The 24,101-nt window shown below is 61.9% G+C and carries 26 protein-coding genes and 1 tRNA gene; 13 read left to right on the forward strand and 14 right to left on the reverse strand.

All coding sequences use genetic code 11. From position 1 onward, the window contains the following. Positions 1–23 precede the first annotated feature (23 nt). Genes C4N04_RS23470 through C4N04_RS23485 form a run of 4 tightly spaced genes read left to right on the forward strand, consistent with a single transcriptional unit; the run spans position 24 to position 4,830 of the window. Positions 24–941, forward strand: a complete 918-nt coding sequence (locus C4N04_RS23470) for a sugar ABC transporter permease (RefSeq protein ID WP_106797146.1) — start codon at positions 24–26, stop codon at positions 939–941. Continuing rightward, on the forward strand, positions 938–1,801 hold the full coding sequence (locus C4N04_RS23475; protein ID WP_038691674.1) for a carbohydrate ABC transporter permease: 864 nt from the start codon (positions 938–940) through the stop codon (positions 1,799–1,801). Before C4N04_RS23470 ends, C4N04_RS23475 begins: the two co-directional genes overlap by 4 nt. A gap of 15 nt (positions 1,802–1,816) precedes the next feature. Continuing rightward, on the forward strand, positions 1,817–3,739 hold the full coding sequence (locus tag C4N04_RS23480) for a glycoside hydrolase family 127 protein (protein WP_096762003.1): 1,923 nt from the start codon (positions 1,817–1,819) through the stop codon (positions 3,737–3,739). Between the two features lie 11 nt (positions 3,740–3,750). Continuing rightward, complete coding sequence (locus C4N04_RS23485; protein ID WP_096762002.1) at positions 3,751–4,830, forward strand: ABC transporter ATP-binding protein; 1,080 nt, start codon at positions 3,751–3,753, stop codon at positions 4,828–4,830. A gap of 3 nt (positions 4,831–4,833) precedes the next feature. Here the strand turns inward: C4N04_RS23485 and dxr are convergent, their stop codons facing one another. After that, the gene (gene dxr / locus C4N04_RS23490; protein WP_096762001.1) at positions 4,834–6,024 is read right to left on the reverse strand and encodes a 1-deoxy-D-xylulose-5-phosphate reductoisomerase; all 1,191 of its coding nucleotides are present in this window, start codon (positions 6,022–6,024) and stop codon (positions 4,834–4,836) included. 369 nt (positions 6,025–6,393) lie between these two features. Here dxr and C4N04_RS23495 point away from each other — a divergent pair, with 369 nt between their 5' ends. Together C4N04_RS23495 and C4N04_RS23500 are read left to right on the forward strand one after the other, a co-directional pair. Then, on the forward strand, positions 6,394–7,047 hold the full coding sequence (locus tag C4N04_RS23495; protein WP_096762117.1) for a hypothetical protein: 654 nt from the start codon (positions 6,394–6,396) through the stop codon (positions 7,045–7,047). A gap of 62 nt (positions 7,048–7,109) precedes the next feature. Then, on the forward strand, positions 7,110–7,400 hold the full coding sequence (locus C4N04_RS23500) for a BON domain-containing protein (RefSeq protein ID WP_009994883.1): 291 nt from the start codon (positions 7,110–7,112) through the stop codon (positions 7,398–7,400). A 95-nt stretch (positions 7,401–7,495) separates the two neighbouring features. On the opposite strand, the gene C4N04_RS31915 is transcribed toward C4N04_RS23500, so the two are convergent. Together C4N04_RS31915 and C4N04_RS23505 are read right to left on the reverse strand one after the other, a co-directional pair. After that, the gene (locus C4N04_RS31915; protein WP_009994881.1) at positions 7,496–7,648 is read right to left on the reverse strand and encodes a hypothetical protein; all 153 of its coding nucleotides are present in this window, start codon (positions 7,646–7,648) and stop codon (positions 7,496–7,498) included. A 104-nt stretch (positions 7,649–7,752) separates the two neighbouring features. Further along, the gene (locus tag C4N04_RS23505) at positions 7,753–8,016 is read right to left on the reverse strand and encodes a hypothetical protein (RefSeq protein ID WP_096762000.1); all 264 of its coding nucleotides are present in this window, start codon (positions 8,014–8,016) and stop codon (positions 7,753–7,755) included. A gap of 163 nt (positions 8,017–8,179) precedes the next feature. Between C4N04_RS23505 and C4N04_RS23510 the strand changes: the two genes are divergently transcribed. Together C4N04_RS23510 and C4N04_RS23515 are read left to right on the forward strand one after the other, a co-directional pair. Beyond that, positions 8,180–8,698: a DUF2937 family protein gene (locus tag C4N04_RS23510; RefSeq protein WP_106797147.1), complete on the forward strand. Its 519-nt coding sequence runs from the start codon at positions 8,180–8,182 to the stop codon at positions 8,696–8,698. 91 nt (positions 8,699–8,789) lie between these two features. Beyond that, a complete protein-coding gene (locus C4N04_RS23515) occupies positions 8,790–9,035 on the forward strand; it encodes a DUF982 domain-containing protein (protein ID WP_004679623.1) in 246 nt (81 codons plus the stop codon). A 32-nt stretch (positions 9,036–9,067) separates the two neighbouring features. Here C4N04_RS23515 and C4N04_RS23520 read toward each other — a convergent pair. Next, positions 9,068–9,144 (reverse strand) — tRNA-Arg (locus C4N04_RS23520). Between the two features lie 54 nt (positions 9,145–9,198). Further along, positions 9,199–10,362, reverse strand: coding sequence for a M20 aminoacylase family protein (locus C4N04_RS23525; RefSeq protein ID WP_077992068.1), 1,164 nt, complete (start codon positions 10,360–10,362; stop codon positions 9,199–9,201). 158 nt (positions 10,363–10,520) lie between these two features. Between C4N04_RS23525 and C4N04_RS23530 the strand changes: the two genes are divergently transcribed. Both C4N04_RS23530 and C4N04_RS23535 read left to right on the forward strand, forming a co-directional pair. Then, positions 10,521–11,654, forward strand: a complete 1,134-nt coding sequence (locus C4N04_RS23530; RefSeq protein ID WP_077992066.1) for a D-alanyl-D-alanine carboxypeptidase family protein — start codon at positions 10,521–10,523, stop codon at positions 11,652–11,654. A gap of 28 nt (positions 11,655–11,682) precedes the next feature. Beyond that, positions 11,683–12,843, forward strand: coding sequence for a GTP-binding protein (locus tag C4N04_RS23535; RefSeq protein ID WP_077992063.1), 1,161 nt, complete (start codon positions 11,683–11,685; stop codon positions 12,841–12,843). A 34-nt stretch (positions 12,844–12,877) separates the two neighbouring features. On the opposite strand, the gene C4N04_RS23540 is transcribed toward C4N04_RS23535, so the two are convergent. From C4N04_RS23540 to C4N04_RS31920, 9 genes are all read right to left on the reverse strand, one after another. Then, positions 12,878–13,651, reverse strand: a complete 774-nt coding sequence (locus tag C4N04_RS23540; RefSeq protein ID WP_106797148.1) for a FadR/GntR family transcriptional regulator — start codon at positions 13,649–13,651, stop codon at positions 12,878–12,880. 9 nt (positions 13,652–13,660) lie between these two features. Further along, positions 13,661–14,941 (reverse strand): TRAP transporter large permease, encoded by a 1,281-nt coding sequence (locus tag C4N04_RS23545; protein WP_077992059.1) that lies wholly within the window; start codon positions 14,939–14,941, stop codon positions 13,661–13,663. Between the two features lie 4 nt (positions 14,942–14,945). After that, positions 14,946–15,524, reverse strand: a complete 579-nt coding sequence (locus tag C4N04_RS23550; RefSeq protein WP_096761997.1) for a TRAP transporter small permease — start codon at positions 15,522–15,524, stop codon at positions 14,946–14,948. 148 nt (positions 15,525–15,672) lie between these two features. After that, the gene (locus C4N04_RS23555; protein WP_096761996.1) at positions 15,673–16,650 is read right to left on the reverse strand and encodes a TRAP transporter substrate-binding protein; all 978 of its coding nucleotides are present in this window, start codon (positions 16,648–16,650) and stop codon (positions 15,673–15,675) included. A gap of 466 nt (positions 16,651–17,116) precedes the next feature. After that, positions 17,117–17,341 carry a sulfurtransferase TusA family protein gene (locus tag C4N04_RS23560; RefSeq protein ID WP_039622534.1) on the reverse strand — a complete coding sequence of 75 codons (225 nt, stop codon included), beginning with the start codon at positions 17,339–17,341 and terminating at the stop codon, positions 17,117–17,119. A gap of 5 nt (positions 17,342–17,346) precedes the next feature. Then, positions 17,347–18,573 (reverse strand): murein L,D-transpeptidase family protein, encoded by a 1,227-nt coding sequence (locus C4N04_RS23565; protein WP_077992054.1) that lies wholly within the window; start codon positions 18,571–18,573, stop codon positions 17,347–17,349. A gap of 195 nt (positions 18,574–18,768) precedes the next feature. Further along, a complete protein-coding gene (locus tag C4N04_RS23570; protein ID WP_010057227.1) occupies positions 18,769–19,722 on the reverse strand; it encodes an acetyl-CoA carboxylase carboxyltransferase subunit alpha in 954 nt (317 codons plus the stop codon). A gap of 62 nt (positions 19,723–19,784) precedes the next feature. Further along, positions 19,785–20,738, reverse strand: a complete 954-nt coding sequence (xerD, locus tag C4N04_RS23575; RefSeq protein WP_096771521.1) for a site-specific tyrosine recombinase XerD — start codon at positions 20,736–20,738, stop codon at positions 19,785–19,787. 5 nt (positions 20,739–20,743) lie between these two features. Next, complete coding sequence (locus C4N04_RS31920) at positions 20,744–20,920, reverse strand: hypothetical protein (RefSeq protein WP_009994155.1); 177 nt, start codon at positions 20,918–20,920, stop codon at positions 20,744–20,746. A gap of 148 nt (positions 20,921–21,068) precedes the next feature. Between C4N04_RS31920 and C4N04_RS23580 the strand changes: the two genes are divergently transcribed. From C4N04_RS23580 to C4N04_RS23590, 3 genes are read left to right on the forward strand one after another with little or no spacing between them, the layout of a single operon-like run. After that, on the forward strand, positions 21,069–21,659 hold the full coding sequence (locus C4N04_RS23580) for a shikimate kinase (RefSeq protein ID WP_106797149.1): 591 nt from the start codon (positions 21,069–21,071) through the stop codon (positions 21,657–21,659). Continuing rightward, on the forward strand, positions 21,656–22,786 hold the full coding sequence (gene aroB / locus C4N04_RS23585) for a 3-dehydroquinate synthase (protein ID WP_106797150.1): 1,131 nt from the start codon (positions 21,656–21,658) through the stop codon (positions 22,784–22,786). Before C4N04_RS23580 ends, aroB begins: the two co-directional genes overlap by 4 nt. Then, positions 22,786–24,096 (forward strand): HlyC/CorC family transporter, encoded by a 1,311-nt coding sequence (locus C4N04_RS23590; RefSeq protein WP_039622521.1) that lies wholly within the window; start codon positions 22,786–22,788, stop codon positions 24,094–24,096. The genes aroB and C4N04_RS23590 overlap by 1 nt, the downstream gene beginning before the upstream one ends. Positions 24,097–24,101 lie beyond the last annotated feature (5 nt).

Genomic DNA, 24,101 nt, shown 5'->3' on the forward strand with positions numbered 1-24,101 from the left:
ATTCACAGATGCGGAGCGTTTCGATGACCGGTTCCGGCTCAGAGATTTTATTGCCTCGGCGCAGTCGACGGCGCAGATCGAACTGGCGCGGCCTTGCCTATATCGCGCCGGCCATGGCGCTGGTCATCGTCTTCTTCATCATGCCGGTTCTGTTCACGGGATGGATGAGCCTTCACAACTGGCCGCTGATGGGGGCGTCGCGCTGGATCGGATTCAACAACTATTACCGCATGGTCAACGATACGCGGTTCATGACGGCGCTGAATTTCACCGCCTATTACACGATCATCGTCACCATCGCGATCTTCGCAGTCGCCTTTCCGCTGGCTATCTTCGTCGAAAAGGAACGGCAGTTCGTCAGCGCCTATCGCACCATCATCTTCCTGCCTGTCGTCGTCGGGCTTGCCACCGCCTCGCTGCTCTGGGTGTGGCTTGCGAATGTCGATAGCGGCTTCATCGGCCCGGCCTTGAAGGCGCTCGGCCTTCTGGAAAAGAGCCCCAATCTGCTGGCGACCTTCGATACCGCGTTTCTGACTGTCGTGGTGATGGTCGTTTGGAAGATCGCCGGCTTCACGATGATCATTCTTCTCACCGGGCTGCAGGCCATTCCGTCCGAACTGACGGAGGCGGCCCGCATCGACGGCGCCGGCCGCTGGCAGCGTTTCCGGCATCTGACGCTGCCGCTGATGCGCAAGACGATCGCCCTCGCGCTGATCGTCTCGGTTACCGGCTCGATCCTCGCCTTCGACCAGTTCTACATCATGACGTCGGGCGGACCGCAGAACAAGATGATCTCGGTGGTCTATTACATCTTCAATCAGTCCTTCGTGTCGTTCAACCTCGGTTATGGCGCGGCGCTATCGATCGCACTTCTCGCCATCCTGGTGGCGATCAGCATCGTGCAGCTCTGGCTGCTGCGCGTCGGGGAGGAGCGTCCGTGACGACGTCAAGGGAACGGCGGACGCGCAAGGCGATCCGCGTGAAGTCCGTCTATCATCTCACCGGCATCGCCATTTCGATCTTCTTTCTGGCGCCCTTCGCGATCACGCTGCTTGCCTCCTTCCGGCCAGGAGCCGAATCCAGCTTGCCGCCTTTGCCGCCATGGCCGACATCGGCCGTCAGCTTCGATGCCTACGCGCTGCTCGATACGTTCGGCGCCGGCATCTGGCGGCACATGATCAATTCGCTGTTCGTTTCGGTCGCCACCGTGGTGCTCACCGTTCTCGTCAGCCTGCTCGCCGGCTACGGTTTCTCCCGCTATCGCTTTCCGATGAAGAACGTGCTTTTCGTGCTGATCATCGCCACGCTGATGATCCCGTTCCAGTCGATCCTGACGCCGCTCTTCATCATCCTGGCAAAGCTCGGCCTCAACAATTCGCTGCTCGGGCTCACACTCGTTTATGTGACGCTGCAGCTGCCCTTCTCGGTCTTCATGATGCGCAACGCCTTCGACGCCGTGCCGAAGGAGATCGAGGAGGCCGCCCGCATCGACGGGGCGCGCGATCTCAAATTGCTGGCGCGTGTTCTCCTGCCGCTGGTTCTGCCCGGCGTCGCGACTGTGGCGATCTTCGCCTTCCTCAATGCCTGGAACGAGTTTCTCGCCGCACTGGTGCTGCTCTCCAGCAACGAGAAATACACCCTGCCGGTGCTGATGACGGCGGTCCGCGCCGGCCGCCTCGGCGCCATCAACTGGGGAGCGGTCCAGGCCGGCGTCATCGTCATGACGATCCCGTGCCTGATCGTCTTCCTGCTCCTGCAACGCTACTACATGCGCGGGCTGATGGCCGGCGCGGTGAAATGAGAGAAAGTCGAGGCCATGACCAAAGCAAGCAATGACCGCCAGTTTCGTCCCGTCGCCGTTCCCGATGTCGATCTCGGCGGCTTCTGGGGCAAATGGCAGGATGCCGTCTGCAACTCCACCGCCGAGACACTGCTCGACCGCTGCGTCGAGGCCGGCATGCTCAAGGCGATCGACGTCAATCAGCCGAGCCCCGGCGTCGTCATTCCCATTCAGCCCTGGGGCGGGACGACGCAGATGTTCTGGGATTCCGACCTCGGTAAGTCGATCGAGACGATCGCCTATTCACTCTACCGGCGGCCGAACCCGAAGCTCGAGGCCCGCGCCGACGAGATCATCGACATGTATGAGCGGATGCAGGACAAGGACGGCTATCTGAACGCCTGGTTCCAGCGTGTCGAACCATCCCGCCGCTGGACCAACCTGCGTGATCATCATGAACTCTATTGCGCCGGACACCTGATGGAGGCGGCGGTCGCCTATTATCAGGCGACCGGCAAGCGCAAGCTGCTCGACATCATGTGCCGTTATGCCGATTACATGATCAAGGTTTTCGGCCATGGCCAAGGCCAGATCCCCGGCTATTGCGGCCATGAGGAGATCGAGCTCGCGCTGGTCAAGCTCGCCCGCGTCACCGGCGAGAAGAAATATCTCGATCTGTCGAAATTTTTCATCGACGAACGCGGCACCGAGCCGCATTTCTTCACGGCGGAGGCCGTTCGCGACGGCCGCAGCCTGTCCGATTACCATCAGAAGACCTATGAATATGGGCAGGCGCACCAGCCGGTGCGCGAGCAGAAGAAGGTCGTCGGCCACGCCGTGCGCGCCATGTATCTCTATTCCGGAATGGCCGACATCGCCACCGAATACAGGGACGACAGCCTGACGGCGGCGCTGGAAACGCTGTGGGACGATCTGACGACTAAGCAGATGTACATCACCGGCGGCATCGGCCCGGCCGCGTCGAATGAAGGCTTTACCGATTATTACGACCTGCCCAACGCCACGGCCTATGCGGAAACCTGCGCCTCCGTTGGTCTGGTGTTCTGGGCGAGCCGCATGCTCGGACGCGGTCCGGATCGCCGCTATGCCGACATCATGGAACAGGCGCTCTACAATGGCGCGCTGCCCGGGCTTTCGACCGACGGCAAGACCTTCTTTTATGACAACCCGCTCGAAAGCGCGGGCAAGCACCACCGGTGGAAGTGGCACCATTGCCCCTGCTGCCCGCCCAACATCGCCCGGCTGGTGACGTCGATCGGCTCGTATATGTACGCCGTTGCCGACGACGAGATCGCCGTGCATCTCTATGGCGAGAGCACCGCGCGGCTGAAGCTTGCCAACGGCACGCAAGTGGAACTGGAGCAGACCACCAACTATCCATGGGACGGCGCGGTGGCCTTTTCCACCAGGATGAAGAATCCGGCGGTATTCGCGCTGTCGCTGCGCATTCCCGATTGGGCGGAGGGCGCAAGCCTCAGCGTCAACGGAACGATGCTCGACCTCGGCGCCAATATTCGTGACGGATATGCCAGGATCGATCGGCAATGGGCCGATGGCGATCGCGTCGCCCTTCACCTGCCGCTTTCGCTTCGCCCGCAATATGCCAATCCGAAGGTGCGCCAGGATGCCGGCCGCGTCGCGTTGATGCGCGGCCCGCTCGTCTACTGCGTGGAAACGACTGACAATGGCGAGGATCTCAACGCCATCGTCCTGCCACGCGCGCTGCCGGCCGCCGAAACCGTGGTGCTGAAGGACCTCAACGATGCCGTCGCCGTTGATCTCAAGGTCGAGCGCGAGGAGACGTCGAATTGGGGAACACCGCTCTACCGCCAGGCGCCGGCCGAACGGCGGGTCGCCACGGCGCGCTTCGTGCCCTATCATCTGTGGGACAACCGTGCGCCCGGAGAGATGCTCGTCTGGGTCCAGTCGGGCAAATAGGTCGTTTGGGGATGACGAACGGTATGGGCAATAAGAGCGTCGTCCTTCAGGACGTGCGAAAAAGCTATGGCAGTCTGCAAGTGGTCCACGGGATCGATCTGACGATCGAGGAGGGCGAATTCGTCGTTTTCGTCGGACCGTCCGGCTGCGGAAAATCAACGCTGCTTCGCATGATCGCCGGCCTCGAGGACGTCACCGACGGCGAGATCGAGATCAAGGGACGTCTCGTCACCGATCTCGATCCATCCGAGCGCGGCATTGCGATGGTCTTTCAGTCCTACGCGCTCTACCCGCATATGAGCGTGCGGGATAATCTCGCTTTCGGCTTGAAGATGGCGCGCACGAGCGCCGCCGAGATCGAGGCGCGCGTCAAGGCCGCCTCGGCGATCCTGAAAATCGACCACCTTCTCGACAGGCGGCCTGGACAGCTTTCCGGCGGCCAGCGCCAGCGCGTGGCGATCGGCCGAGCGATCGTGCGCAAGCCCGATGTCTTCCTGTTCGACGAGCCGCTCTCCAATCTCGATGCGGAGCTGCGCGTTTCCATGCGCATCGAGATCGCCCGCCTGCACCGCGAACTCGGCAACACGATGATTTATGTCACCCACGATCAGACCGAGGCGATGACGCTTGCCGACAAGATCGTCGTGCTGCGCGACGGTCGGGTCGAGCAGGCCGGAACGCCGCGGCAGATCTACGAAGATCCCGCCAATACCTTCGTGGCGGGCTTCATCGGCTCGCCGCGCATGAACCTCCTGAATGCCCGCTCTGCGGGGGAAGGCCTGGTCGAGGTCGCCGGCGTCCTCATTGAAACCCGCTTGTCCTGCACCGGCCGGCCGGTGGGAGGCGCAGTAACGCTCGGTTTGCGGCCGGAGCATCTGAAGGTGGCGCGGTCGGGCAGGCTGACGGCGACGGTCGATTTCTCGGAATATCTCGGGGGAACGCAATATCTCTACTGTCAGCTCGGCGACGGCCAATCGCTGACCGTCGAGCATCGTTCACCGGTCAGCATCGCGGCCGGCGATGAGGTCAGCCTGCTGTTCGAACCGTCGGATTGCCGGTTGTTCGGTGAGGCTGGCAACCGGCTGCGGTAACCTTCAGCCGGCGATCTCCAGTTTCATGAGGTCTGCAGCCCTCTGCCGGGCCTGCCTGTCGGCGGCGAAGACATCGTCCATCTCGGCGGCCGGCGGCAGGCCGGCCAGATCGTCCATCACCCTTTCGGTAATCTCGGCCATGGCGAGGAACGGCAGCCGCCCTTCGATGAAGGCTTCGAGCGCCACTTCCTTGGCGCCGTTCAGTACCGCACCCTGAACGCCGCCGCGCGTCATCGCCAGGCGCGCGAGCCGCAAGGCCGGAAACCGCAGCTCATCCGGCGCCTCGAAATCCAGCCGGGCGAGCTTGGCGAAATCGAGCCGCTCGATCGGCAGGTTCGGCCGGCGCGGAAAGGACAGCGCATAACCGATGGCGGTGCGCATATCGGGCGCCCCGAGCTGGGCCAGCACCGATCCGTCGGTATAGCCGACCATCGAATGGATGATCGATTGCGGATGGATGATGACTTCGATCTGCTCGGGCGTGAGGCTGAAAAGATGCCGCGCTTCGATCATCTCCAGCGCCTTGTTGAACATCGAGGCGCTGTCGATCGAGATCTTCAATCCCATCGACCAGTTCGGGTGGGCCCGCGCGGTTTCCGCCGTCACACCGGCCATTTCCTTCAGCGAGGCGGTGCGGAAGGGCCCGCCCGAGGCCGTCAGCACGACGCGCTCGATGGCATGGCGTTGGTTTTCCTCCAGCACCTGGAAGATGGCGTTGTGCTCACTGTCGACGGGAAGCAGCCTGCCGCCGCCTTCACGGATCGCCTTGAAGAAGAGATCGCCGGCCGAAACGAGGCATTCCTTGTTGGCAAGGGCGATATCGGCGCCGCGGCGTGCGGCGGCGAGTGTCGGCGCGAGACCCGCCGTGCCGACGATTGCCGCCATCACCCAGTCGGCTTCGCGATCGGCGGCTTCCATAAGGCCTGATTTTCCCGAGGCGACCGCGATGCCGCTGCCGGAAAGCGCGCTCTTCAGCGATTCGTAATGCCGGTCGCTGGCTGTCACCGCCAGTCGCGCGCCCCATGCTTTTGCCTGCCGGGCCAGCAATTCGACATTGCCGTTGCCGGTCAGCACGGAAATTTCGAAGCTGTCTCGTCCGCCCAGGTGTTCGACGACATTGAGCGTGTTGCGGCCGATCGAGCCGGTCGAACCGAAGATGCTGAGGCGCCGCGGGGCGGTTTTGCCGGTCGTCATGTGGAATTTCGCGAAAATTTGTCTCGTAGGCTGAGGCTCTACTAGGGTTTGGAAGGTGCGGCAAGTGTGCAGTGCAGCAGATTTCCGCCCTCAAGGGGTTTACAGAGCGGCGGCGAGATGTGATCCTGGCGACGTTCCTGAGGGAATGAGTCTCAGGCGGCCGCTCATGGTCGCATGGGTATCCAAGGGCGCCGCGGCGTCCATTGAACAGGCACCTGGCTGCCGTCGGCCGTTTCGGCCACACTTTAAATCGAGGATGACATTGGGATGGACGGCTTGGCCGCGCTGCTCCCTTGCGGGTTCGCTATGCGTACTTTTGCTGCGGCATCGCGCCGTTCGGCGAGCAAGCTTGTCCAACGATCGGGTCACATGAAGATACTCAAGATAGCCTGCATTCTTTTCGCCGTGCTGCCCTTTTCGCTCCCCGCGGTGGCAAAGGCAGACGACCTGCTGATCTGGTCGCCCGCCAAGCTTTCGGAGCGGTCGTACAAGGCGACAATGGGTTTTCGTCTGCCGGCGGAATGGGAAACAAGCGCCGGCGCCGACATCGCACTGGCAGCGACGAAAGGCGGCGCGCCGCTCCCCGATTCCGAACAGGCGATGCTCTGGGGCAGAATCGTGAGAACGGAGGTCACGCCGGCCGGCCAATCACAGCGGGGTGCGAAGGTCAGCGTCGATACACTTCGCGGCAGCGGCGCGCTGACGCTCAGCCGTTCGCGCAGCTGGATCCTGTCGGATTCGCTCGACATGCAATCGAGCCGCTCCGTCAGCATCGGTTACGATCCGGTCGATGCCCGGCAGGCCTCGGTGACGGCGTCGCAGGCGCTGAAACTCATCCATCCCTGGACAGGAACCTCGCTCTCGGCCGGCGCCGGCCTCAGCAACGCCAGCGGCGACTTCTCCAGTTCGGTGGGCGTCAGTCAGACGATCCTGCCGAACCTCAATCTCGATGCATCGATGAACAACCCGTTTTCGGAGGACGAGGCCGGCAGCGTCAATCTGCGCTATCGCCTCAACTGGTAACAGGCTGAAACCAAAATCAACCGGCAGGCGTTTCCTTTCAAGATTTCACAGAGGAACGGGTCATGGTTTTCAAGGAGCAGACATTTCACGGGCTCGAGCCTGAAATGGAGGCCGAAATCGCCAATCGTGCGTCGGTCGAGGCGGCCGTCGCCAATGCGCTGGCGATTGCCGGCGGCATCGATGCGTCCGATGTCGAGGTGACAATGGAAAAAGACCAGATCGTGCTCAGCGGCACGGTCGGCACAGTCGGCGAGATCGAACGGGCGACCGCGGTCGCCATGGCCGTCGAGGGCGTGCATCGCGTTCAGAACCGGATCCTCCTCGGCGGATCGTCCCTGGACGGCACGCATTGATGGTGAGGGTGCTCCATCGCCTTGGAAGGAGCCCGGTGGATATGGTGCGGTCGCTGGCCGCGCTGCCTTAACGGTGGCCTCTCTCGGGCCGGAGATCAACCGGCGAAGCGCTCGACGAGAAAAGACGAGCCGGCCGGCCGATCGGTCTTCGCGGCAGCCACCTGCCCCTGCGGCTGGTAGGCGATGGCGAGAAGCAGAGCGCAGACGGCGACATAGGCGAATGCCAGAACGGTCATCTTGATACGCATGGCGGGTACTCCCATTTCGCGCTAAACGCGGCTGGGTTTGCGAAGTTCCTTACCGTGGAGATCAGTGAAAAATCCCGGCCGAAAGGGATCGGCCGGGCTTTGCCTTATCGGCAGATTCGAGTTTCCTTGATGACCGTATCACCGTGGCGACGGATCTTTTCGGTCTTGGTGAAGCAATCGCGGGAAACGTAACGCCGCCGCATGTCGTGGCGGTAATAGGGGCTGTGGTGGCGGTAATAGGGACGTTCCGAATCGCGGTAATAGGGGCGCGCATCATCCGTGGTGATGGTCACGCTTGCCGCCTGGGACGGCATGGCTGACAAAACGGACGCTGCGGCGAGTGTGCAGGCGAGGATGAACTGTTTCATGACGAGCCTCTCTTTCTCAATTGCTCACGGGAGCAACTCGGTTGTCATGGCGTCAACTCGCCGGAAGTGTCGCCGGTTCAATCACATAGCGTTACCGATTGTGTCGAAAGCAACCTTTGCGGCCGCGGATCGTTAGCGCAGGGAACAGCCGGAGGCATCGATCATGGGACCGATTGCAAGGATCATCGCCATCGCCGCCGGGCTTGCCGGCGGCACGGTGTTTTCGCAGGCGCCTGAATTCGCCCAGCAATATCGCCAGCGAATCGGCGGAGCGATCGACGAATTGCGCGTCATTGTCGAGGATTTCCACAGGCAGGCGGCCGAGCACCAGCTCGATCGCCAGCAGGCGCTGAACACCTATGCGCAATCTTCCGACGATTTCCTGCGCGACCGCGGCGTCTCCATGCAAAGCACGATCGCACGCTACGAGACGCTGCTGTCGCAGCAACTGAAACTCGGCACCGCCGCCCCCGTCGCCAAGCCGTTCGTGCTCCTGCGCAATCCGGATGATGTCGTTTTCGCCAATACCTGGCGGGATTTCGTGCCCGGCGTGCCGGTCAGCTTCGCAGGCCTCGTCTGGGGTGCGATTGGTTTTGTCAGCGCTTGGGTAGTTGCGGCGCTGCTGGGATATAGCGTGCGGCGGGTTGTGCGCGGCCGGCGAGCTTCTCCCCACGCACCTTGAACCGATAGGGGAAGCAATGCAGTCGGCGCTGATTTGCAAGACGAGATTTATCGGTCTAACTACGACCGCAGCAGTCAAGGAAGGCCAAAGAATGCAGACCATCTGGAAGAAGCCGGTGACGATCGCCCTTGAAGGCCCGGATCAATGGGTGGTGATACAAACCACGCAGGCTGCGACATGGGCGCTGATTGAAGATTGGCCGACAGACGAGGGCCCCGCCCTGGATCGGGCTTGTGCCGTATGCGCCGATGTCATCTCCGGAAAGCGAAGCCGCGAGGAGGCGCGACAGGCTTTCATCGAGGCTGCAATCGAGGCCGGAATTCCGATTAAGGTGTAAAGATTACGCGGTCTGGCTCATCGCTAAAAGAATGGTGATCCCGGCGCGATTCGAACGCGCGACCCCCAGATTAGGAATCTGGTGCTCTATCCTGCTGAGCTACGGGACCACTTGCACGCCATGCATACAAAAGGCTTGGCGTGAAGCCAAGCCTTAATTCTTACTAGAAGCCCAGGCGCTGTTCGGCGAGGCGGACCCAATAGGAGATGCCGTGGGCGATGGCTTCGTCGTTGAAGTCGTAGGCTGGGTTGTGCAGGCCGGCGCTGTCGCCGTTGCCGATGAAGATGAAGGCGCCGGGGCGGGCGTTCAGCATGTAGGAAAAATCCTCGCCGCCCATCATCGGATCGATCTCGGCATTGACGTTGCCCTCGCCGGCAATGGCGCTGGCGGTGGCGACCGCATGCTCGGTCTCGTCGGGGTGGTTGATGGTGACGGGGTAGTTGCGGTTGAAGCTGATCTCGGCTTCGGCGCCGTGGGCTGCGACAAGGCCCTCGACGATCTGCCGAAAGCGCGTCTCGGCGAGCGTACGCACGTCCGGGTCGAGGGTGCGGACCGTGCCGGCGAAGGTCGCATCGTTCGGAATGACATTATGGGCGAAACCGGCGTTGAACTTGGTCACCGAGACGACGACCGAGCTGATCGGATCGGCGGTGCGCGAGGCGATCATCTGCAGATTGGCGACGATCTGGGCGCCGATGGCGATCGGGTCGATCGTCCGATGCGGCTGGGCGGCGTGCCCGCCGCGGCCCTTGATGGTGACGGTGAATTCGTCGGTGGCCGCCATGATCGCGCCCTTGCGGGTGGCGAACTGACCGACCGGCAGGCCGGGCAGATTGTGCATGCCGTAGACCTCTTCGATCCCGAAATGCTCCATCATGCCGTCCTTGACCATCAGGTTGCCGCCGCCGCCGCCTTCTTCGGCGGGCTGGAAGATGACGGCGACATTGCCGTTGAAATTACGGGTCTCGGCCAGATATTTCGCGGCGCCGAGCAACATCGCGGTATGGCCGTCATGGCCGCAGGCATGCATCTTGCCCGGCGTCTTCGAGGCCCAGGGCTTGCCCGATATCTCGGTCAGCGGCAGGGCGTCCATGTCGGCGCGCAGGCCGATGGTGCGGCGGCCCTCGCCCTTGCCTTTGATCAGCCCGACGACCCCGGTGCGGCCGATGCCGGTGACGATCTCGTCGACACCGAATTGCTTGAGCTTCTCAGCGACGAAGGCGGCCGTGTTCTCCACCGCGAAGAGGAGCTCGGGCCGGGCATGAATGTGACGGCGCCATTCGGCGACTTCATCCTGCAATTCGGCGGCTCTGTTCAAAATCGGCATGTTGGCGTTCCTGTTATGAAATCCCGACAATCTGTGATCGCATCACAAGGGTGTGAGGCTTTTGGAAATTACTTCGTCAATGACCTTTGCCATGTCATAGCCATATAGGCTAGATAGAGGAAGGTTGCGAGATTTTCCGGACATCTGAAGGACGAACCGTGTCGACGAGCCACTTCCGTTTGTTTGCCGCCATGCGGCCGTTGGGTTTCACAGTCGCCGCGACTGCCGCCTTTCTCGCCTCTATTTCGCTCGCTCAGGCCAATCCGCATATTCTCGTCGACGTCCAGACCGGCCGCGTGCTGGAGCATGAGGAAGCCTTCCGCAAGTGGTACCCGGCCTCGCTCACCAAGCTGATGACGGTCTATACCGTGTTCGATGCGATCCGCGCCGGCCAGATCAGCCTTGATACGCCCATTGTCATGAGCAAGCGCGCCGCCGCGCAGCCGGCCGCCAAGATGTATTTCAAGCCCGGCCAGAAGCTGACGCTCGACAGCGCGTTGAAGATCCTGCTGGTGAAATCGGCGAACGACGTCGCGGTTGCGGTTGCCGAAGCCGTCGGCGGCACGCAGGAAGGCTTCGTGACGCGGATGAACGGCGAGGCGCTGAAGCTCGGCATGACGGATTCGCATTTCGTCAACCCGAACGGCCTGCCGGGCAAAGGACAATATACGACGGCGCGCGACCTTGCGGTGCTGACGGTGGCGCTGCGCCGCGACTTTCCGCAATATGCCAGCTATTTCTCGCTGGAGGGATTTACCACCGGCCAGCAGAACGTGCCGAATCTCAACATGCTGATCGGCCGCTTCGCCGGCGCGGACGGCATGAAGACCGGCTTCATCTGTGCCTCGGGCTTCAACCAGATCGGTTCGGCGACCCGCAACGGCCGCACCCTCGTCTCCGTCGTGCTCGGCACCGACAGCCTGGCAGCGCGCGCCGATGCGACGGCGAACCTTTTGCAGAAGGGCTTCACCACCCAGTTTCCCGGCAATGACACGCTCGGTTCGCTGAAGCCTTACGGACAGGGACAGGACCAGGTGACCGACATTACCGCCGATATCTGCAGCGCCAAGGGCGCCAAGATACGCAGCGAAACGCGCGACGAGGTCGGCCGCATGAAGGTGAGCTCACCCTATATTCTGGAAATGGACCACGATCCGCAATTCGTCTTCGCCGGCCTCATTCCGGGGCAGGATCCGCAGCCGGCGCAGCAGCCGGAAAAAGTAGCAACCGGCGATGCGGCCGGAGCTGTCGCCAACGTGCCGGTGCCGATGCCGCGTCCGACTTCGTTCTAAGGCAAGATCGTTTTCAAGGTAAAATGAGATGAGCGCGCTCAACGACAGGATTCCGGTCACCATCCTGACCGGCTTTCTCGGCGCCGGCAAATCGACGCTGCTCAACCGCATCCTCAAAGACCCTGCGATGAAGGACGCGGCCGTCATCATCAACGAGTTCGGCGATGTCGGCATCGATCATCTGCTGGTCGAAAGCTCCGGCGATTCGATCATCGAGCTCTCCGACGGCTGCCTGTGCTGCACCGTGCGCGGCGAGCTTGTCGATACGCTGGCGAACCTGATGGATGCCGTGCAGACCGGCCGCGTCAAGCCGGTGAAACGCGTCGTCATCGAAACGACCGGCCTTGCCGATCCGGCACCGGTCATGCAGGCGATCATGGGCAATCCCGTCATCGCCACCAATTTCGAGCTCGACGGCGTCGTGACCGTCGTCGATGCGGTCAACGGCCTGCAGACGCTCGATAATCACGAGGAAGCGCGCAAACAGGCGGCCGTCGCCGACCGGCTGATCGTCTCGAAAAGGACGATGGCCGAGGCGACGGACAGGCTGGAAAAGCGCCTGCGGGCGCTCAATCCACGCGCGACGATGATGGATGCCGACAGCACTGAGGCGGGCAGTGCTGCGATGCTGGTCAACGGCCTCTATGATCCGGCGACGAAGATCGCCGATGTCGGCCGCTGGCTGCAGGACGAGGATGCACACGCGGCGCACCACAACCATGACCACGATCACCATCATGATCACGGTCATCATCATCACCACCATCATGGCGGTGAGGCTCATCAGGATCCGCACGACATCAATCGTCACAATGCCTCGATCCGCTCTTTCTCGATCATCGAGGAGAAGCCGATCGATCCGATGGCGCTCGAGATGTTCATCGATCTCCTGCGCTCGGCCCATGGCGAGAAGCTGCTGCGGATGAAGGCGATCGTTTCCGTCTCCGACCGGCCGGAACGGCCGCTGGTGCTGCATGGCGTGCAGAGCATTTTCCATCCGCCGGTGCGGCTTGCCGCCTGGCCGGACCCCAACGACCGGCGCACACGCATGGTGCTGATCACCCGGGATCTGCCGGAAGCCTTCGTCAAGGATCTGTTCGACGCTTTCCTCGGCAAACCGCGCATCGATATGCCGGATCGTGCGGCGCTGTCGGACAATCCGCTGGCCATTCCCGGCATGCGGATCTAAACCGCCGGAGCATTTTGTTGTGACGCGATCGTCTTTAGCTGTTGTGTTTACGGGTGCCTGAAAGCCATCTTGCCTGCTGGCCGCTCAGCAGCGTGCGATAGCGCTCCTGGCTTGCGGTCAGGTGAGCCCGCATGGCGGCGCGGGCGGCTTCCGGCTCACCGGCCGAGATCGCTTTCAGGATTGCCAGATGCTCGCGCTGTAGGCCTTCTTGATAATCGCGCGACAGCGTGCTGTCCGTGCCCCAGGGCGAGGCGATGTCGCAGGGGATCGCCCGCATGCCGAGCGCATCGAGAACTTCCACATAATATGAATTGTTCGTGGCAGCCGCGATTTCTCGGTGAAAGGCGAAGTCGCTCTTGCCGGTCGCCTCGCCGCGCTCGAGCAGCCGGTCGAACTCGAAGAAGGCTTCCTGGATCTGCGCCTCCTGAGCTGCATTGCGCCGCAGCGCGGCCAGTCCGGCGCTTTCGATCTCCAGTCCCATGCGTACCTCGATGACGTTGAGTGCATGGGAAATCTTGTTGCCGACATCGAGGCTGATCGAACCGAAGGCAATCGTTGGATGGTTCATGACGAAGACACCGGCCCCTTGCCGCGCCTCGACGAGGCCGTCGGCGGCAAGGGTTGCAATCGCTTCGCGGACGACAGTGCGGCTGACGCCGAAAAGCTCGCCCATCCGGGTCTCCGTCGGCAGCTTTTGCCCGGGCGCATAGGCACCGGACAGGACCTGAGCGCGGATGGCCGAAACCACGCTTTCGGAGAGTTTCGGTCTTCGCTCGATCCTTGATTCAACGGCTGTATCGGCCGCCATGCCGCTCTCCTATTTGAACACAGCCGGCAGCCACAGCGAAATTGCCGGGATGTAGGTGACCAGACCGAGCACGACGAGACCGGCGCCGTAGAACGGCCAGATCGAGCGCATAGCCTCCCAGACCGAAATCTTGCCGACCGCACAGGCCACGAATTGCACGGCGCCGACAGGAGGGGTGTTCAGCCCGATGCCGAAATTCAGGATCATGATCACGCCGAAGTGCACCGGATCGACACCGTAAGCCTGTGCCACCGGCAGGAAGATCGGCGTGCAGATGATGATGGTCGGTCCCATGTCCATGAAGGTGCCGAGCACCAGCATCAGCACATTGAGCAGAAGCAGCACCGTCAGCGGGTCGTCGGCGACGCTCTTCATCCAGATAACCAGCGAAGCGGGCACCTTGAGGAAGGCCATCAGCCAGGAAAAAGCGGCGGCGGTGCCGATGATCAGGAGTACCATTGCCGTCGTGCGCACGGCGCCCTGCGTCGCGTGGACGAAGTCCTTCCAGCTCATCTGCCGGTAGACGAAGAGAGTTACCAGCAGCGCGTATAGCACAGCGATGCACGAGCTTTCCGTCGCTGTGAAAACACCGGACCTCACCCCGCCGAAGATGATGGCGATCAGCAGAAGCCCGGGTACCGCGACGGCGAGCAGGTGAGCCACCATGACCAAGCCGGGAAACGGTTCCGTTGGATAACCGCGGGAGCGTGCGACGATGTAGGCGGTCACCATGAGTGCGGCTGCGAGCAACAGGCCAGGCAGGACGCCGGCGGTGAACAGATCGGCGATCGATATCTTGCCGCCGGCGGAGATCGAATAGATGATCATATTGTGGGAAGGCGGCAGGAGCAGCGCGATCAGTGCCGCCATCGAGGTGACGTTGACCGCGTAGTCGGCACCATAGCCGCGCTGCTTCATCTGCGGGATCATCAGCCCCCCGACGGCTGCGGCCTCTGCCACCGCCGAACCGGAAATGCCGCCGAACAGCGTCGCAGTGACGACATTGACCTGGCCGAGGCCGCCGCGCACATGCCCCACTAATGATGCGGCGAAGGCGACGATGCGGCTGGCGATGCCGCCGCGCACCATCAGGTCACCGGCATAGATGAAGAAGGGGATGGCAAGCAGCGAGAAGACGCTCATGCCGGAATTGAGCCGTTGAAAGATGACGAGCGGCGGCAGGCCCATGTATAGCACCGTAGCGAAGCTGGCGACGCCGAGGCAGAAGGCAATCGGAGTGCCGATCAGCATTAGGGCGGTGAAAACACCGAACAGAATCCACAGTTCCATCGCGCTACACTTTCAATTTGGCGTTCGGGTCGGCTTGGATGTTTTCGATCTCGACGGCAATCTCTGCCGGCAGAACTTCATCCAGCACGTCGTCGATCGGCTCACCAGCGAGGCGCAGCACAATCCGCTCCAGCGAGAAGATCACGGCAAGGACGCCGCCGGCGGCTAGCGGCAGATAATCGAACGCGCCGGAAATGCCCAGCGACGGCAGGGTCGTGTTCCAGGTCAGGCTCATGAGCGCGCCGCCATACCAAATCATGCCGGCGCCGAATGCGAGAATGACGACGTCCGAGATCATGCGCAGGACGCGCTTTCCTGATTTTGGCAGGACGTAAAGCAGCACGTCGAAACCAAGATGATTGTTTTCCCGGATCCCGACGGCGGCGCCCAGGAAGATGAACCAGCTCATCAGCATGACCGAGCCCGGCTCCGTCCAACTCGGCGAGTCGTTCAATACGTAGCGGCAGAATACCTGCCAGGCGACAAAGACCGTCATCAGGATCAGGCCGCCGCCGGCGAGCCACAAGGCAGCGTTGCTTAGGCGCGCCAGGAAGTTGGTGACGGGTGTCAGGTTATTCGACATGCAGGCCTCGTCGAAATCGGGCGGACGCTCTCCCTTACAGAGAGGATCGATCAAGATAGGGGCGGAACGGAAGGGTGAAATGGGGTGGAGGTAGTCCTCCACCCGATTGGCTCACGTCGCCTCCCGCAAAAAGGAGGGCAGGCAAAGGCTACTGCACAGCCTTTACATCCGCGACCATCTTTTTCAGCACGTCGTCTTTGACGTGCTTTTCGTAAACCGGGGCCATCGCGTCGATAAAGCCCTGCTTGTCCGGTGTGGTGATCTGCGCGCCGAGCTTTTCGACATTGGCGCGTGATTCAGCGACCTTGGCTGCCCAGAGCTCGCGCTGCTTGGCGACACTGTCCTTGGCTGCCTGCTTGAAGGTTTCCTGATCCTCCGGCGTCAGCTTGTCGAACGCCGCTTTGTTCATCACGAACACCTCCGGCAGGATGGTGTGTTCGTCAAGCGAGTAGTGCTTCGCGACTTCCGCATGCTTGGCGGTGTCGTAGCTCGGAAAATTGTTTTCAGCGCCGTCGATGACGCCGGTTTCAATCCCCGAATAGACTTCGCCATAGGGCATCGGCGTCGCATTGGCGCCGAGGGCCGCCACCATGTCGACGAAGATGTCCGACTGGATGACGCGGAACTTCAGACCTTTCATATCGGCAACTGAATTGATCGGCTTCGTCTTATTGTAGAACGAGCGCGCGCCGGCATCGTAGAAGGCGAGCACCACGAGGCCTGCCGGTTCGAACGCTTTCTTGATCTGATCGCCGACCGCGCCGTCCATGACCTTGTGCATGTGCTCTTCCGAACGGAAGATGTAGGGCAGGGCAGGAACGATCGATTCCTTCACCGTGCCGTTAAAGGGCGCCATCGACACGCGGTTGAGCTCGATCACGCCGGAGCGTACTTGTTCGATCGTGTCCTTCTCTTCGCCAAGCTGGGCGGAATGATACACTTCGACCGAATAGCGGCCCTTCGTACGCTCCTTCACCAGTTCGCCGAAATATTTGACGCCCTCAACAGTCGGATAGCCGTCTGGATGAGTATCGGACGATTTCAGCACCGTTTGCGCGCTGGCGGCGCTGCTCATGACTGAAGCGGCAACCATAAGACCGGCGGCCAGTTTGACAAAGTTTTTCATGCTCTCCTCCCATTTTGCATGACGATTATTTTCAGAAGTCAGTATTCCGGCTTTGCTGAAGATCCCTGCACGCTTCGCCTGCTTCCTGCAATTTGCGAGGCCGGCCACGCACGGGCAGGCGCGCTGGAAACATCACGCGAAAGGGCTCATCGAGACATAACAAACGGTCTCGGCGTGCTCATCGGATCTGATGGCGCACGCTTACCTCTTCTCGTGGAAACAGAAGATGTGGGTCAGTCAGCCTCCTCTATTCTTGCCGTTCCTCCGACCGGCTTACTATGGCTAGAACCAGCCAAGTATAATGTCAACATACAAAAGCTGTGTAGTTGTATGATGAATTTTGGCGCGGGAGCGACTTCCGAGCGGCGGAGCCGAGAAATGGCAAGGAAATTGGAAATGCGCCGAGAGCGGCTGTGATCCTGCCGCTTTGGACGACATCGGCCGTGACTATTTAACGTAGAAAAGTTTAGCGCTTGCGGATCAGGAAGCGGTGGCCGTTTTCGGTCTTTTCGGTCTCGACCAGCTCGTGGCCGTCCTCACTGCAAAAATGCGGCATGTCGATCACGGCAAGCGGATCGGTGGTGTCGACACGAATGAGCGCACCGCTTGCCATGGCGGCAAGCTTTTTGCGTGTCTTGATCACGGGCAGTGGGCATTTCAGACCACGGAGATCGTACAGAACGGGGTTCAAGCCGTTCAGTTCCGCGCCCAGAATTTCCAGAACGGCTTCTTCGTCACGGCTTCTGCCGTTTCCTGCGGTTCCGGCGCGGTAAAGGCCAGCGGGTTCTGCATCGGCACCGGCACGACCGCAGGGGCTGCGGCCGCGACGGCCGTTGCCTGCGGCTGGGCGGGCGTTGCGGGCGTGGCGCCTGTCGCGGATTGGGTGGTCACGCTGTGGGCGGTGCGCTTGGCCATCAGATCTTCGAGCTCGGCGACCTTGACCATGCGGCCGGCTTCCAACGAGGTGCCGGTCGGGGCGAAGGCCAGCTCTCGGCCCTTGCGCAGCTTGGCGACCACCGCCTTGCGCTCGGCTTCGGACGGGTCGTACCAGGCCATGCCGTCATATTTGCTCATGGCCTTGGCATAGTCGGCATCGTAGGTCTTGCCATAGGAGGCAAGGGCTGCCGTCAGCGCCGGCGGCGTCGACATGGCAGGGCATTTGCCGGCGGCATTGAAAGCGCCGCCATCGGTTGCCTGTTGATTGAAGACGTATTTCTTCTCGCAGACGTTCACCTCGGGCGGGCGCTTCGTCACTTCGAAATTGTCATAGCCGACCTTCAGCATCTTCCAGAACTCGTAATTGCTGTCGAGGCGATGCTTGACCATGTTTTCCGCCGTCATGCGGAAGGGGAAGGCCTGCAGCTGCACGGTCGCCTGGCCACCCTTGAAAGCGTCGCGGGCAAAAGCATAGATCTCCAGCACCTGCTGGTCGGTCATCGAATAGCAGCCGGAGGACGAGCAGGCGCCATGGATCATCAGATCGGAGCCGGTTCGCCCGTTCGCCGCGTCGTAGCGGTTCGGGAAGCCGGTGTTGATCGCCAGATAATATTTCGAGTTGGGGTTCAGGTTGGCGCGTGTCAGGTCGTAGAAGCCTTCCGGCGCCTGCCGGTCGCCAGTCTTGACCTTCGGACCGAGGCGGCCGGACCAGGCGCAGATCTTGTAGTCGGCAATCTTGTCGAAGCGGTTGTCGGTCTTCGCCTTCCAGATCTCCATGGCACCTTCTTCCTTGAAGATGCGGATCATGATCGGCGAGTTGCGGTCCATGCCCTTGGCGGACATGGCGGCGAGAATATGAGGAGGAAGCGGCTGCTCGACCTTGTTCTTGACCTTGGAAAGGTCGACCTGCGCCGTCTCCAGCGCGTCATTGCAGCCGGTCAGAGCCAGCGCGATGAGGGAAACATAGGCAAAATGACGTATGCGCATCCAAACTAGCCCATAAAGAAGTGCGACCCGGTCGCTTAAGGAGTCCTGGCACGAGGCAGAATCATAAGCGGCTTATACTTCACAAATCCTTACCAGCCTATGACGTGTGAAGAACGCCCCCGCAAGCGCAAATGTCAGAGATAACATCAATGTGGCCAAGGTTTGGCCTCAATCGGCAAAGAGCTGCAGCCGACCTTACAGATTTCGGCCCATGTTGAGGAATTTCTGGCGCCGTTCGTTGCGCAATTGTTCGCCGGAGCGGGATGCCATTTCGGCCAGCGCATTGGCGATCACGTCGCCGGTTGCGGCAATGACGCTGTCGGGATCACGATGGGCGCCGCCGAGCGGCTCGGAAATGATACCATCGATGACGCCGAGCGATTTCAGGTCTTCGGCGGTGATCTTCATGTTGGTCGCCGCTTCCCGGGCGCGGGTCGAATCGCGCCAGAGAATGGAGGCGGCCCCTTCCGGCGAGATGACGCTGTAGATCGAATGCTCGAGCATATAGACCTTGTTGCCGGTGGCGATGGCGATCGCGCCGCCCGAGCCGCCTTCGCCGATGACGACGGAAACGAGGGGAACCTTGACGCCGAGACACATTTCCGTCGAGCGGGCGATCGCCTCGGCCTGGCCGCGCTCTTCGGCGCCGACGCCGGGATAGGCGCCTGCCGTATCCACCAGCGAAATCACCGGCAGGCCGAAACGATCGGCCATTTCAAGGATGCGGATCGCCTTGCGGTAGCCCTCCGGGCGGGGGCTGCCGAAATTGTGCTTCAGGCGGGTCTTGGTGTCGTTGCCCTTTTCCTGGCCGATGACGGCGACGGGCTGGCCGCGGAAGCGGGCGAGGCCCGCCTGGATTGCGGCATCCTCGGAAAATTTGCGGTCGCCGGCGAGCGGCGTGAATTCCTGGAACAGCGTCTTGGCGTAGTCGACGAAATGCGGCCGCTGCGGGTGGCGGGCGACCTGTGTCTTCTGCCAGGGATTGAGCTTGGAATAGATTTCGACGATCGCCTCGCGGACGCGGATCTCGAGCCTGCCGATTTCATCGGTGGTGTCGATGCTCTCGTCTTCTGTGGCGAGCTTCTTCAGTTCGATAATCTTGCCTTCGAGGTCGGAGATCGGCTTTTCGAAGTCGAGATAATTGTGCATGAGGTGCGTTTCCGTTCCTTGTGCCCGGGGCGTTTTCCTGGCTCCGCCCCTTGTCGCCGGTCCTATTCGTGCTTTTTCGCCTGTTTGGCAAGGGGGTGATGCGTCTGGACGAGCTGCTGCAGCCTCTCTTCGAGCACATGTGTGTAGATCTGTGTGGTCGAAATGTCCGAATGGCCGAGGAGTTCCTGCACGACGCGCAGGTCGGCGCCGTTGGCGAGCAGATGGCTGGCAAAGGCGTGGCGCATGACGTGCGGCGAGATCAGCGACGGCGTCAGGCCGGCGCGGATCGCCAGGTTCTTCAGGTCTCGCGCAAAAACCTGACGCGGCAGATAGCCCTCCTTCGAGGCGGCCGGAAACAGCCATGGGCTTTCCTGCGGCTCCTTTGCCGCGGCATTTTCGGCAGCCAGCAGGCCGCCGTAGGATTTCAAAGCTCTGATCGCCGAGAGCGACAACGGCACCAGCCTCTCCTTGTTGCCCTTGCCGCGGATCATCAGGAAGCGGCCCTCCTGGTCGAGGACGCGGGCGGGAAGCGAGACCAGTTCGCTGACGCGCATGCCGGTGGCATAGAGCAGCTCCAGGAGCGCCAGCATACGCAGGCGCTGCAACTGGCCCGGGGCCGGGTCGTCGGCCTCGGCTTGCGCCTGCGACAGCAGCCTGCCGACCTCCTCGACCCCCATCGTCTTCGGCAGCGGCCGGCCTTTCTTCGGCGCGTCGAGCACGCCTGTGGGGTCGTCGGTGCGAATGCCTTCGGCGTAGAGGAACTTGTAGAATTGCCGCATGGCCGCGAGCCGGCGTGCCTGCGAGGAGGGCTTGAAACCCTGGCTGGCGAGCGAGGCGAGATAGGCGGAAAGGTCGGTGGAGGCGGCTTCGGTCAACCTTATGCTGCGGCCGTTCAGGAAGGACCTGATGTCATCGAGGTCGCGCTCATAGGATTGCAGCGTGTTAACGGCGGCACCGCGTTCGGCGCTCATCATTTCCAGGAAGGATTCCACATGGACGCGGCCGAGATCCCTCATGTCTCTCACTTCCCGGTGGTGTCGATCGTGCCCGTCGGCGGCGGATTGACCCGCTCGGACGGAATGCGGATCGTCACGTCGCGCGGCTCGGGCTCCACGAAGGTCGCAAGCGCCCACATCGCTCCGTAAACCGTCCCGGCGAGGATCGCGCAGACGAACAGAAAACGGAACAGGGTCGGCATCCGGCAACTCCTTCATGCTCTGCTTCTGTTATAAGAAGCGTATCTGACAGCGCAAGAAGCGGTATTCAAGCGATGATTCCCTTGACCGCGACTTGACGCTCCACCTGCATTTGTCGATACGGTTTGCAAACAAAGTGTGAATGGACCGATGAGTGAACCACTGCTGACCGTTGCTGACAGCCTGAAAGACAGAGCTCGCGCCGCGCTCGGTTCACGCAATCTGATCCTCGTCGGCCTGATGGGTGCGGGAAAATCCGCCGTCGGGCGCATTGTCGCCAGCCAGCTCGGCATTCCCTTCATCGACAGCGATCACGAAATTGAGCGGGTGTCGCGCATGACGATCGCCGAACTATTCGCGGCCTATGGTGAGGACGAGTTCCGGGCGCTGGAAACGCGGGTCATGAAGCGTCTGCTGAAGAGCGGTCCGCGCGTCGTCTCCACCGGCGGCGGCGCCTTCGTCAACGAGCGGACGCGCAGGCATATCAAGAGGGGCGGCCTTTCGGTCTGGCTGAAGGCGGATCTCGACGTGCTCTGGGAACGGGTCAACAAACGCGACACGCGGCCGCTGCTCAAGACCGAAAACCCGAAGCAGACGCTCGAAAACCTGATGAATGCACGGTATCCGATCTACGCTCAGGCTGATCTTACCGTGCTCTCGCGCGACGTGCGCAAGGAAATCATGGCCGACGAGGTGCTGAAGGCGATGATCGAAGCTCAGAAGGAAAATACAGCGTCATGAATGCGATAAGCTCCGCCTCGGCCGTCCAGACCGTGCATGTGCCGCTCGGCGAGCGCGCCTACGATATCCTGATCGGGCCGGGGCTGATTGCCCGGGCCGGCGCCGAGATCGCTTCGCGCCTCAAGGGCCGCAAGGCGGCTGTCATCACCGACGAACATGTCGCTCCGCTGTATCTCGACGTCCTCGTTGCCAGCCTCGATGCGGCGGGCATCGTCTCGGCTGCAGTCGTGCTGCCGGCCGGCGAGAAGACGAAGAGTTTCGAACATCTGATGACGGCCTGCGACAAAGTGCTGGAAGCCCGCGTCGAGCGCAACGACTGCGTCATCGCACTCGGCGGCGGCGTCATCGGCGACCTCTCGGGATTTGCGGCCGGCATTGTGCGTCGCGGCGTGCGCTTCGTGCAGGTGCCGACCTCGCTGCTGGCGCAGGTCGATTCCTCCGTCGGCGGCAAGACCGGCATCAATTCCCGCCACGGCAAAAACCTGATCGGCGTTTTTCACCAGCCGGACCTCGTCCTCGCCGACACCGACGTGCTGAACACGCTGAGCGAACGGGAATTCCGCGCCGGTTACGCCGAGGTGGCGAAATACGGGCTGATCGATAAGCCGGATTTCTTCGCTTGGCTGGAAGCGAACTGGAAGGCGGTTTTTACAGGTGGTTCCGCGCGCATCGAAGCGATCGCCACAAGCTGCCAGGCAAAGGCCGATGTCGTCGTCGCCGACGAGCGCGAGAACGGCCAAAGGGCATTGCTCAATCTCGGTCACACCTTCGGCCATGCGCTGGAAGCGGCGACCGCCTATGACAGCCGCCGCCTTGTGCACGGCGAAGGCGTTTCGATCGGCATGGTGCTGGCGCATGAATTCTCCGCACGGATGAACCTCGCAAGCCCCGACGATGCGCGCCGCGTCGCGCGGCATCTGCAGGCGGTCGGCTTGCCGACCAGGATGTCCGAAATTCCGGGCGAGCTGCCGCCGGCTGAGGTGCTGATGGAGGCGATCGCGCAGGACAAGAAGGTCAAGGGCGGCAAGCTCACCTTCATCCTGACGCGCGGCATCGGCCAGTCCTTCGTCGCCGACGACGTTCCGGCCTCCGAGGTGATCAGCTTTCTCCGGGAAAAACATCCCTGATGACGGTCGAAGGCGCTCTGGCATTTCTCACGACATATTGGCCGGAGATCCTTTCGATCACCGCGCTCGTGCTGACGTCCGCCTTCTTTTCCGGCTCGGAAACCGCCCTGACCGCCGTGTCGCGCAGTCGCATCCATACGCTTGAGGTCAACGGCGACGAGCGGGCCGGCCTCGTCCGCCAGCTGATCGAGCGGCGCGACCGGCTGATCGGCGCGATGCTGATCGGCAACAATCTCGCCAATATCCTGTCCTCGTCGATCGCCACCAGCCTGTTTCTCGGGCTGTTCGGCAGTTCCGGCGTGGCGCTGGCGACGCTGGCGATGACCGTCATCCTGGTCATTTTCGCGGAAGTGCTGCCGAAGAGCTGGGCGATATCGGCGCCCGAGCGCTTCGCCCTCGCCGTCGCGCTTCCGACCAGGCTTTTCGTCACCGTCGTCGGTCCGATTTCCTCCTTTGTCAACGGCATCGTGCGGCGGATTCTTGCGCTGTTCGGCATCAATCTCTCGCGGGAGGTCTCGATGCTGACGGCCCATGAGGAATTGCGCGGCGCCGTCGATCTGCTGCATCGCGAGGGGTCGGTGGTGAAGGCCGACCGCGATCGCCTCGGCGGCGTGCTCGATCTCGGCGAGCTGGAACTGTCTGATATCATGGTCCACCGCACGAAGATGCGGGCGATCAATGCCGACGATCCGCCGGAGGCGGTGGTGCGCGCCATCCTCGAAAGCCCTTATACGCGCATGCCGCTGTGGCGAGGCACGATCGACAACATCATCGGTGTCGTTCACGCCAAGGATCTCTTGCGGGCGCTGGCCGAGCCAAACATGGAGCCGCAGAATCTCGATATCGTCAAGATCGCGCAGAAGCCGTGGTTCGTGCCCGACAGCACCAACCTCGAAGACCAGCTCAATGCCTTCCTGCGCCGCAAACAGCATTTCGCCGTCGTCGTCGACGAATATGGCGAGGTCCAGGGCATCGTCACGCTCGAGGATATTCTCGAGGAAATCGTCGGCGACATTTCCGACGAGCACGACATCGAGATTCAGGGCGTGCGCCAGGAGGCGGATGGTTCGGTCGTCGTCGATGGCGGCGTGCCGATCCGCGACCTGAATCGTGCGCTCGATTGGAACCTGCCTGACGAGGAGGCGACGACGATCGCGGGCCTCGTCATCCATGAATCGATGACCATTCCGGAAGAGCGCCAGGCCTTCACCTTTTATGGCAAACGTTTTGTCGTCATGAAGCGGGAGAAGAACCGCATCACCAAGCTGCGCATCCGTCCCGCCGGGGAAGACGGCGCAAAGCCGGCCTGATCCCG

The organism is Rhizobium sp. H4 (assembly GCF_003013335.1).
Taxonomy (GTDB): domain Bacteria; phylum Pseudomonadota; class Alphaproteobacteria; order Rhizobiales; family Rhizobiaceae; genus Rhizobium; species Rhizobium sophoriradicis.

Excerpts from the sequence above, each read along its gene's own strand:
- C4N04_RS23485 (WP_096762002.1), top strand. The coding sequence starts at position 3,751 with ATGACGAACGGTATGGGCAATAAGAGCGTCGTCCTTCAGGACGTGCGA.
- C4N04_RS23550 (WP_096761997.1), bottom strand. The coding sequence starts at position 15,524 with ATGTCGAATAACCTGACACCCGTCACCAACTTCCTGGCGCGCCTAAGC.
- C4N04_RS23525 (WP_077992068.1), bottom strand. The coding sequence starts at position 10,362 with ATGCCGATTTTGAACAGAGCCGCCGAATTGCAGGATGAAGTCGCCGAA.
- C4N04_RS31920 (WP_009994155.1), bottom strand. The coding sequence starts at position 20,920 with ATGCCGACCCTGTTCCGTTTTCTGTTCGTCTGCGCGATCCTCGCCGGG.
- C4N04_RS23505 (WP_096762000.1), bottom strand. The coding sequence starts at position 8,016 with ATGAAACAGTTCATCCTCGCCTGCACACTCGCCGCAGCGTCCGTTTTG.
- C4N04_RS23590 (WP_039622521.1), top strand. The coding sequence starts at position 22,786 with ATGACGGTCGAAGGCGCTCTGGCATTTCTCACGACATATTGGCCGGAG.
- C4N04_RS23470 (WP_106797146.1), top strand. The coding sequence starts at position 24 with ATGACCGGTTCCGGCTCAGAGATTTTATTGCCTCGGCGCAGTCGACGG.
- C4N04_RS23580 (WP_106797149.1), top strand. The coding sequence starts at position 21,069 with ATGAGTGAACCACTGCTGACCGTTGCTGACAGCCTGAAAGACAGAGCT.
- C4N04_RS23545 (WP_077992059.1), bottom strand. The coding sequence starts at position 14,941 with ATGGAACTGTGGATTCTGTTCGGTGTTTTCACCGCCCTAATGCTGATC.
- C4N04_RS23495 (WP_096762117.1), top strand. The coding sequence starts at position 6,394 with ATGAAGATACTCAAGATAGCCTGCATTCTTTTCGCCGTGCTGCCCTTT.
- C4N04_RS23535 (WP_077992063.1), top strand. The coding sequence starts at position 11,683 with ATGAGCGCGCTCAACGACAGGATTCCGGTCACCATCCTGACCGGCTTT.
- C4N04_RS23565 (WP_077992054.1), bottom strand. The coding sequence starts at position 18,573 with ATGCGCATACGTCATTTTGCCTATGTTTCCCTCATCGCGCTGGCTCTG.
- aroB (WP_106797150.1), top strand. The coding sequence starts at position 21,656 with ATGAATGCGATAAGCTCCGCCTCGGCCGTCCAGACCGTGCATGTGCCG.
- xerD (WP_096771521.1), bottom strand. The coding sequence starts at position 20,738 with ATGAGGGATCTCGGCCGCGTCCATGTGGAATCCTTCCTGGAAATGATG.
- C4N04_RS31915 (WP_009994881.1), bottom strand. The coding sequence starts at position 7,648 with ATGCGTATCAAGATGACCGTTCTGGCATTCGCCTATGTCGCCGTCTGC.
- C4N04_RS23540 (WP_106797148.1), bottom strand. The coding sequence starts at position 13,651 with ATGGCGGCCGATACAGCCGTTGAATCAAGGATCGAGCGAAGACCGAAA.
- C4N04_RS23480 (WP_096762003.1), top strand. The coding sequence starts at position 1,817 with ATGACCAAAGCAAGCAATGACCGCCAGTTTCGTCCCGTCGCCGTTCCC.
- dxr (WP_096762001.1), bottom strand. The coding sequence starts at position 6,024 with ATGACGACCGGCAAAACCGCCCCGCGGCGCCTCAGCATCTTCGGTTCG.
- C4N04_RS23570 (WP_010057227.1), bottom strand. The coding sequence starts at position 19,722 with ATGCACAATTATCTCGACTTCGAAAAGCCGATCTCCGACCTCGAAGGC.
- C4N04_RS23515 (WP_004679623.1), top strand. The coding sequence starts at position 8,790 with ATGCAGACCATCTGGAAGAAGCCGGTGACGATCGCCCTTGAAGGCCCG.
- C4N04_RS23555 (WP_096761996.1), bottom strand. The coding sequence starts at position 16,650 with ATGAAAAACTTTGTCAAACTGGCCGCCGGTCTTATGGTTGCCGCTTCA.
- C4N04_RS23510 (WP_106797147.1), top strand. The coding sequence starts at position 8,180 with ATGGGACCGATTGCAAGGATCATCGCCATCGCCGCCGGGCTTGCCGGC.
- C4N04_RS23500 (WP_009994883.1), top strand. The coding sequence starts at position 7,110 with ATGGTTTTCAAGGAGCAGACATTTCACGGGCTCGAGCCTGAAATGGAG.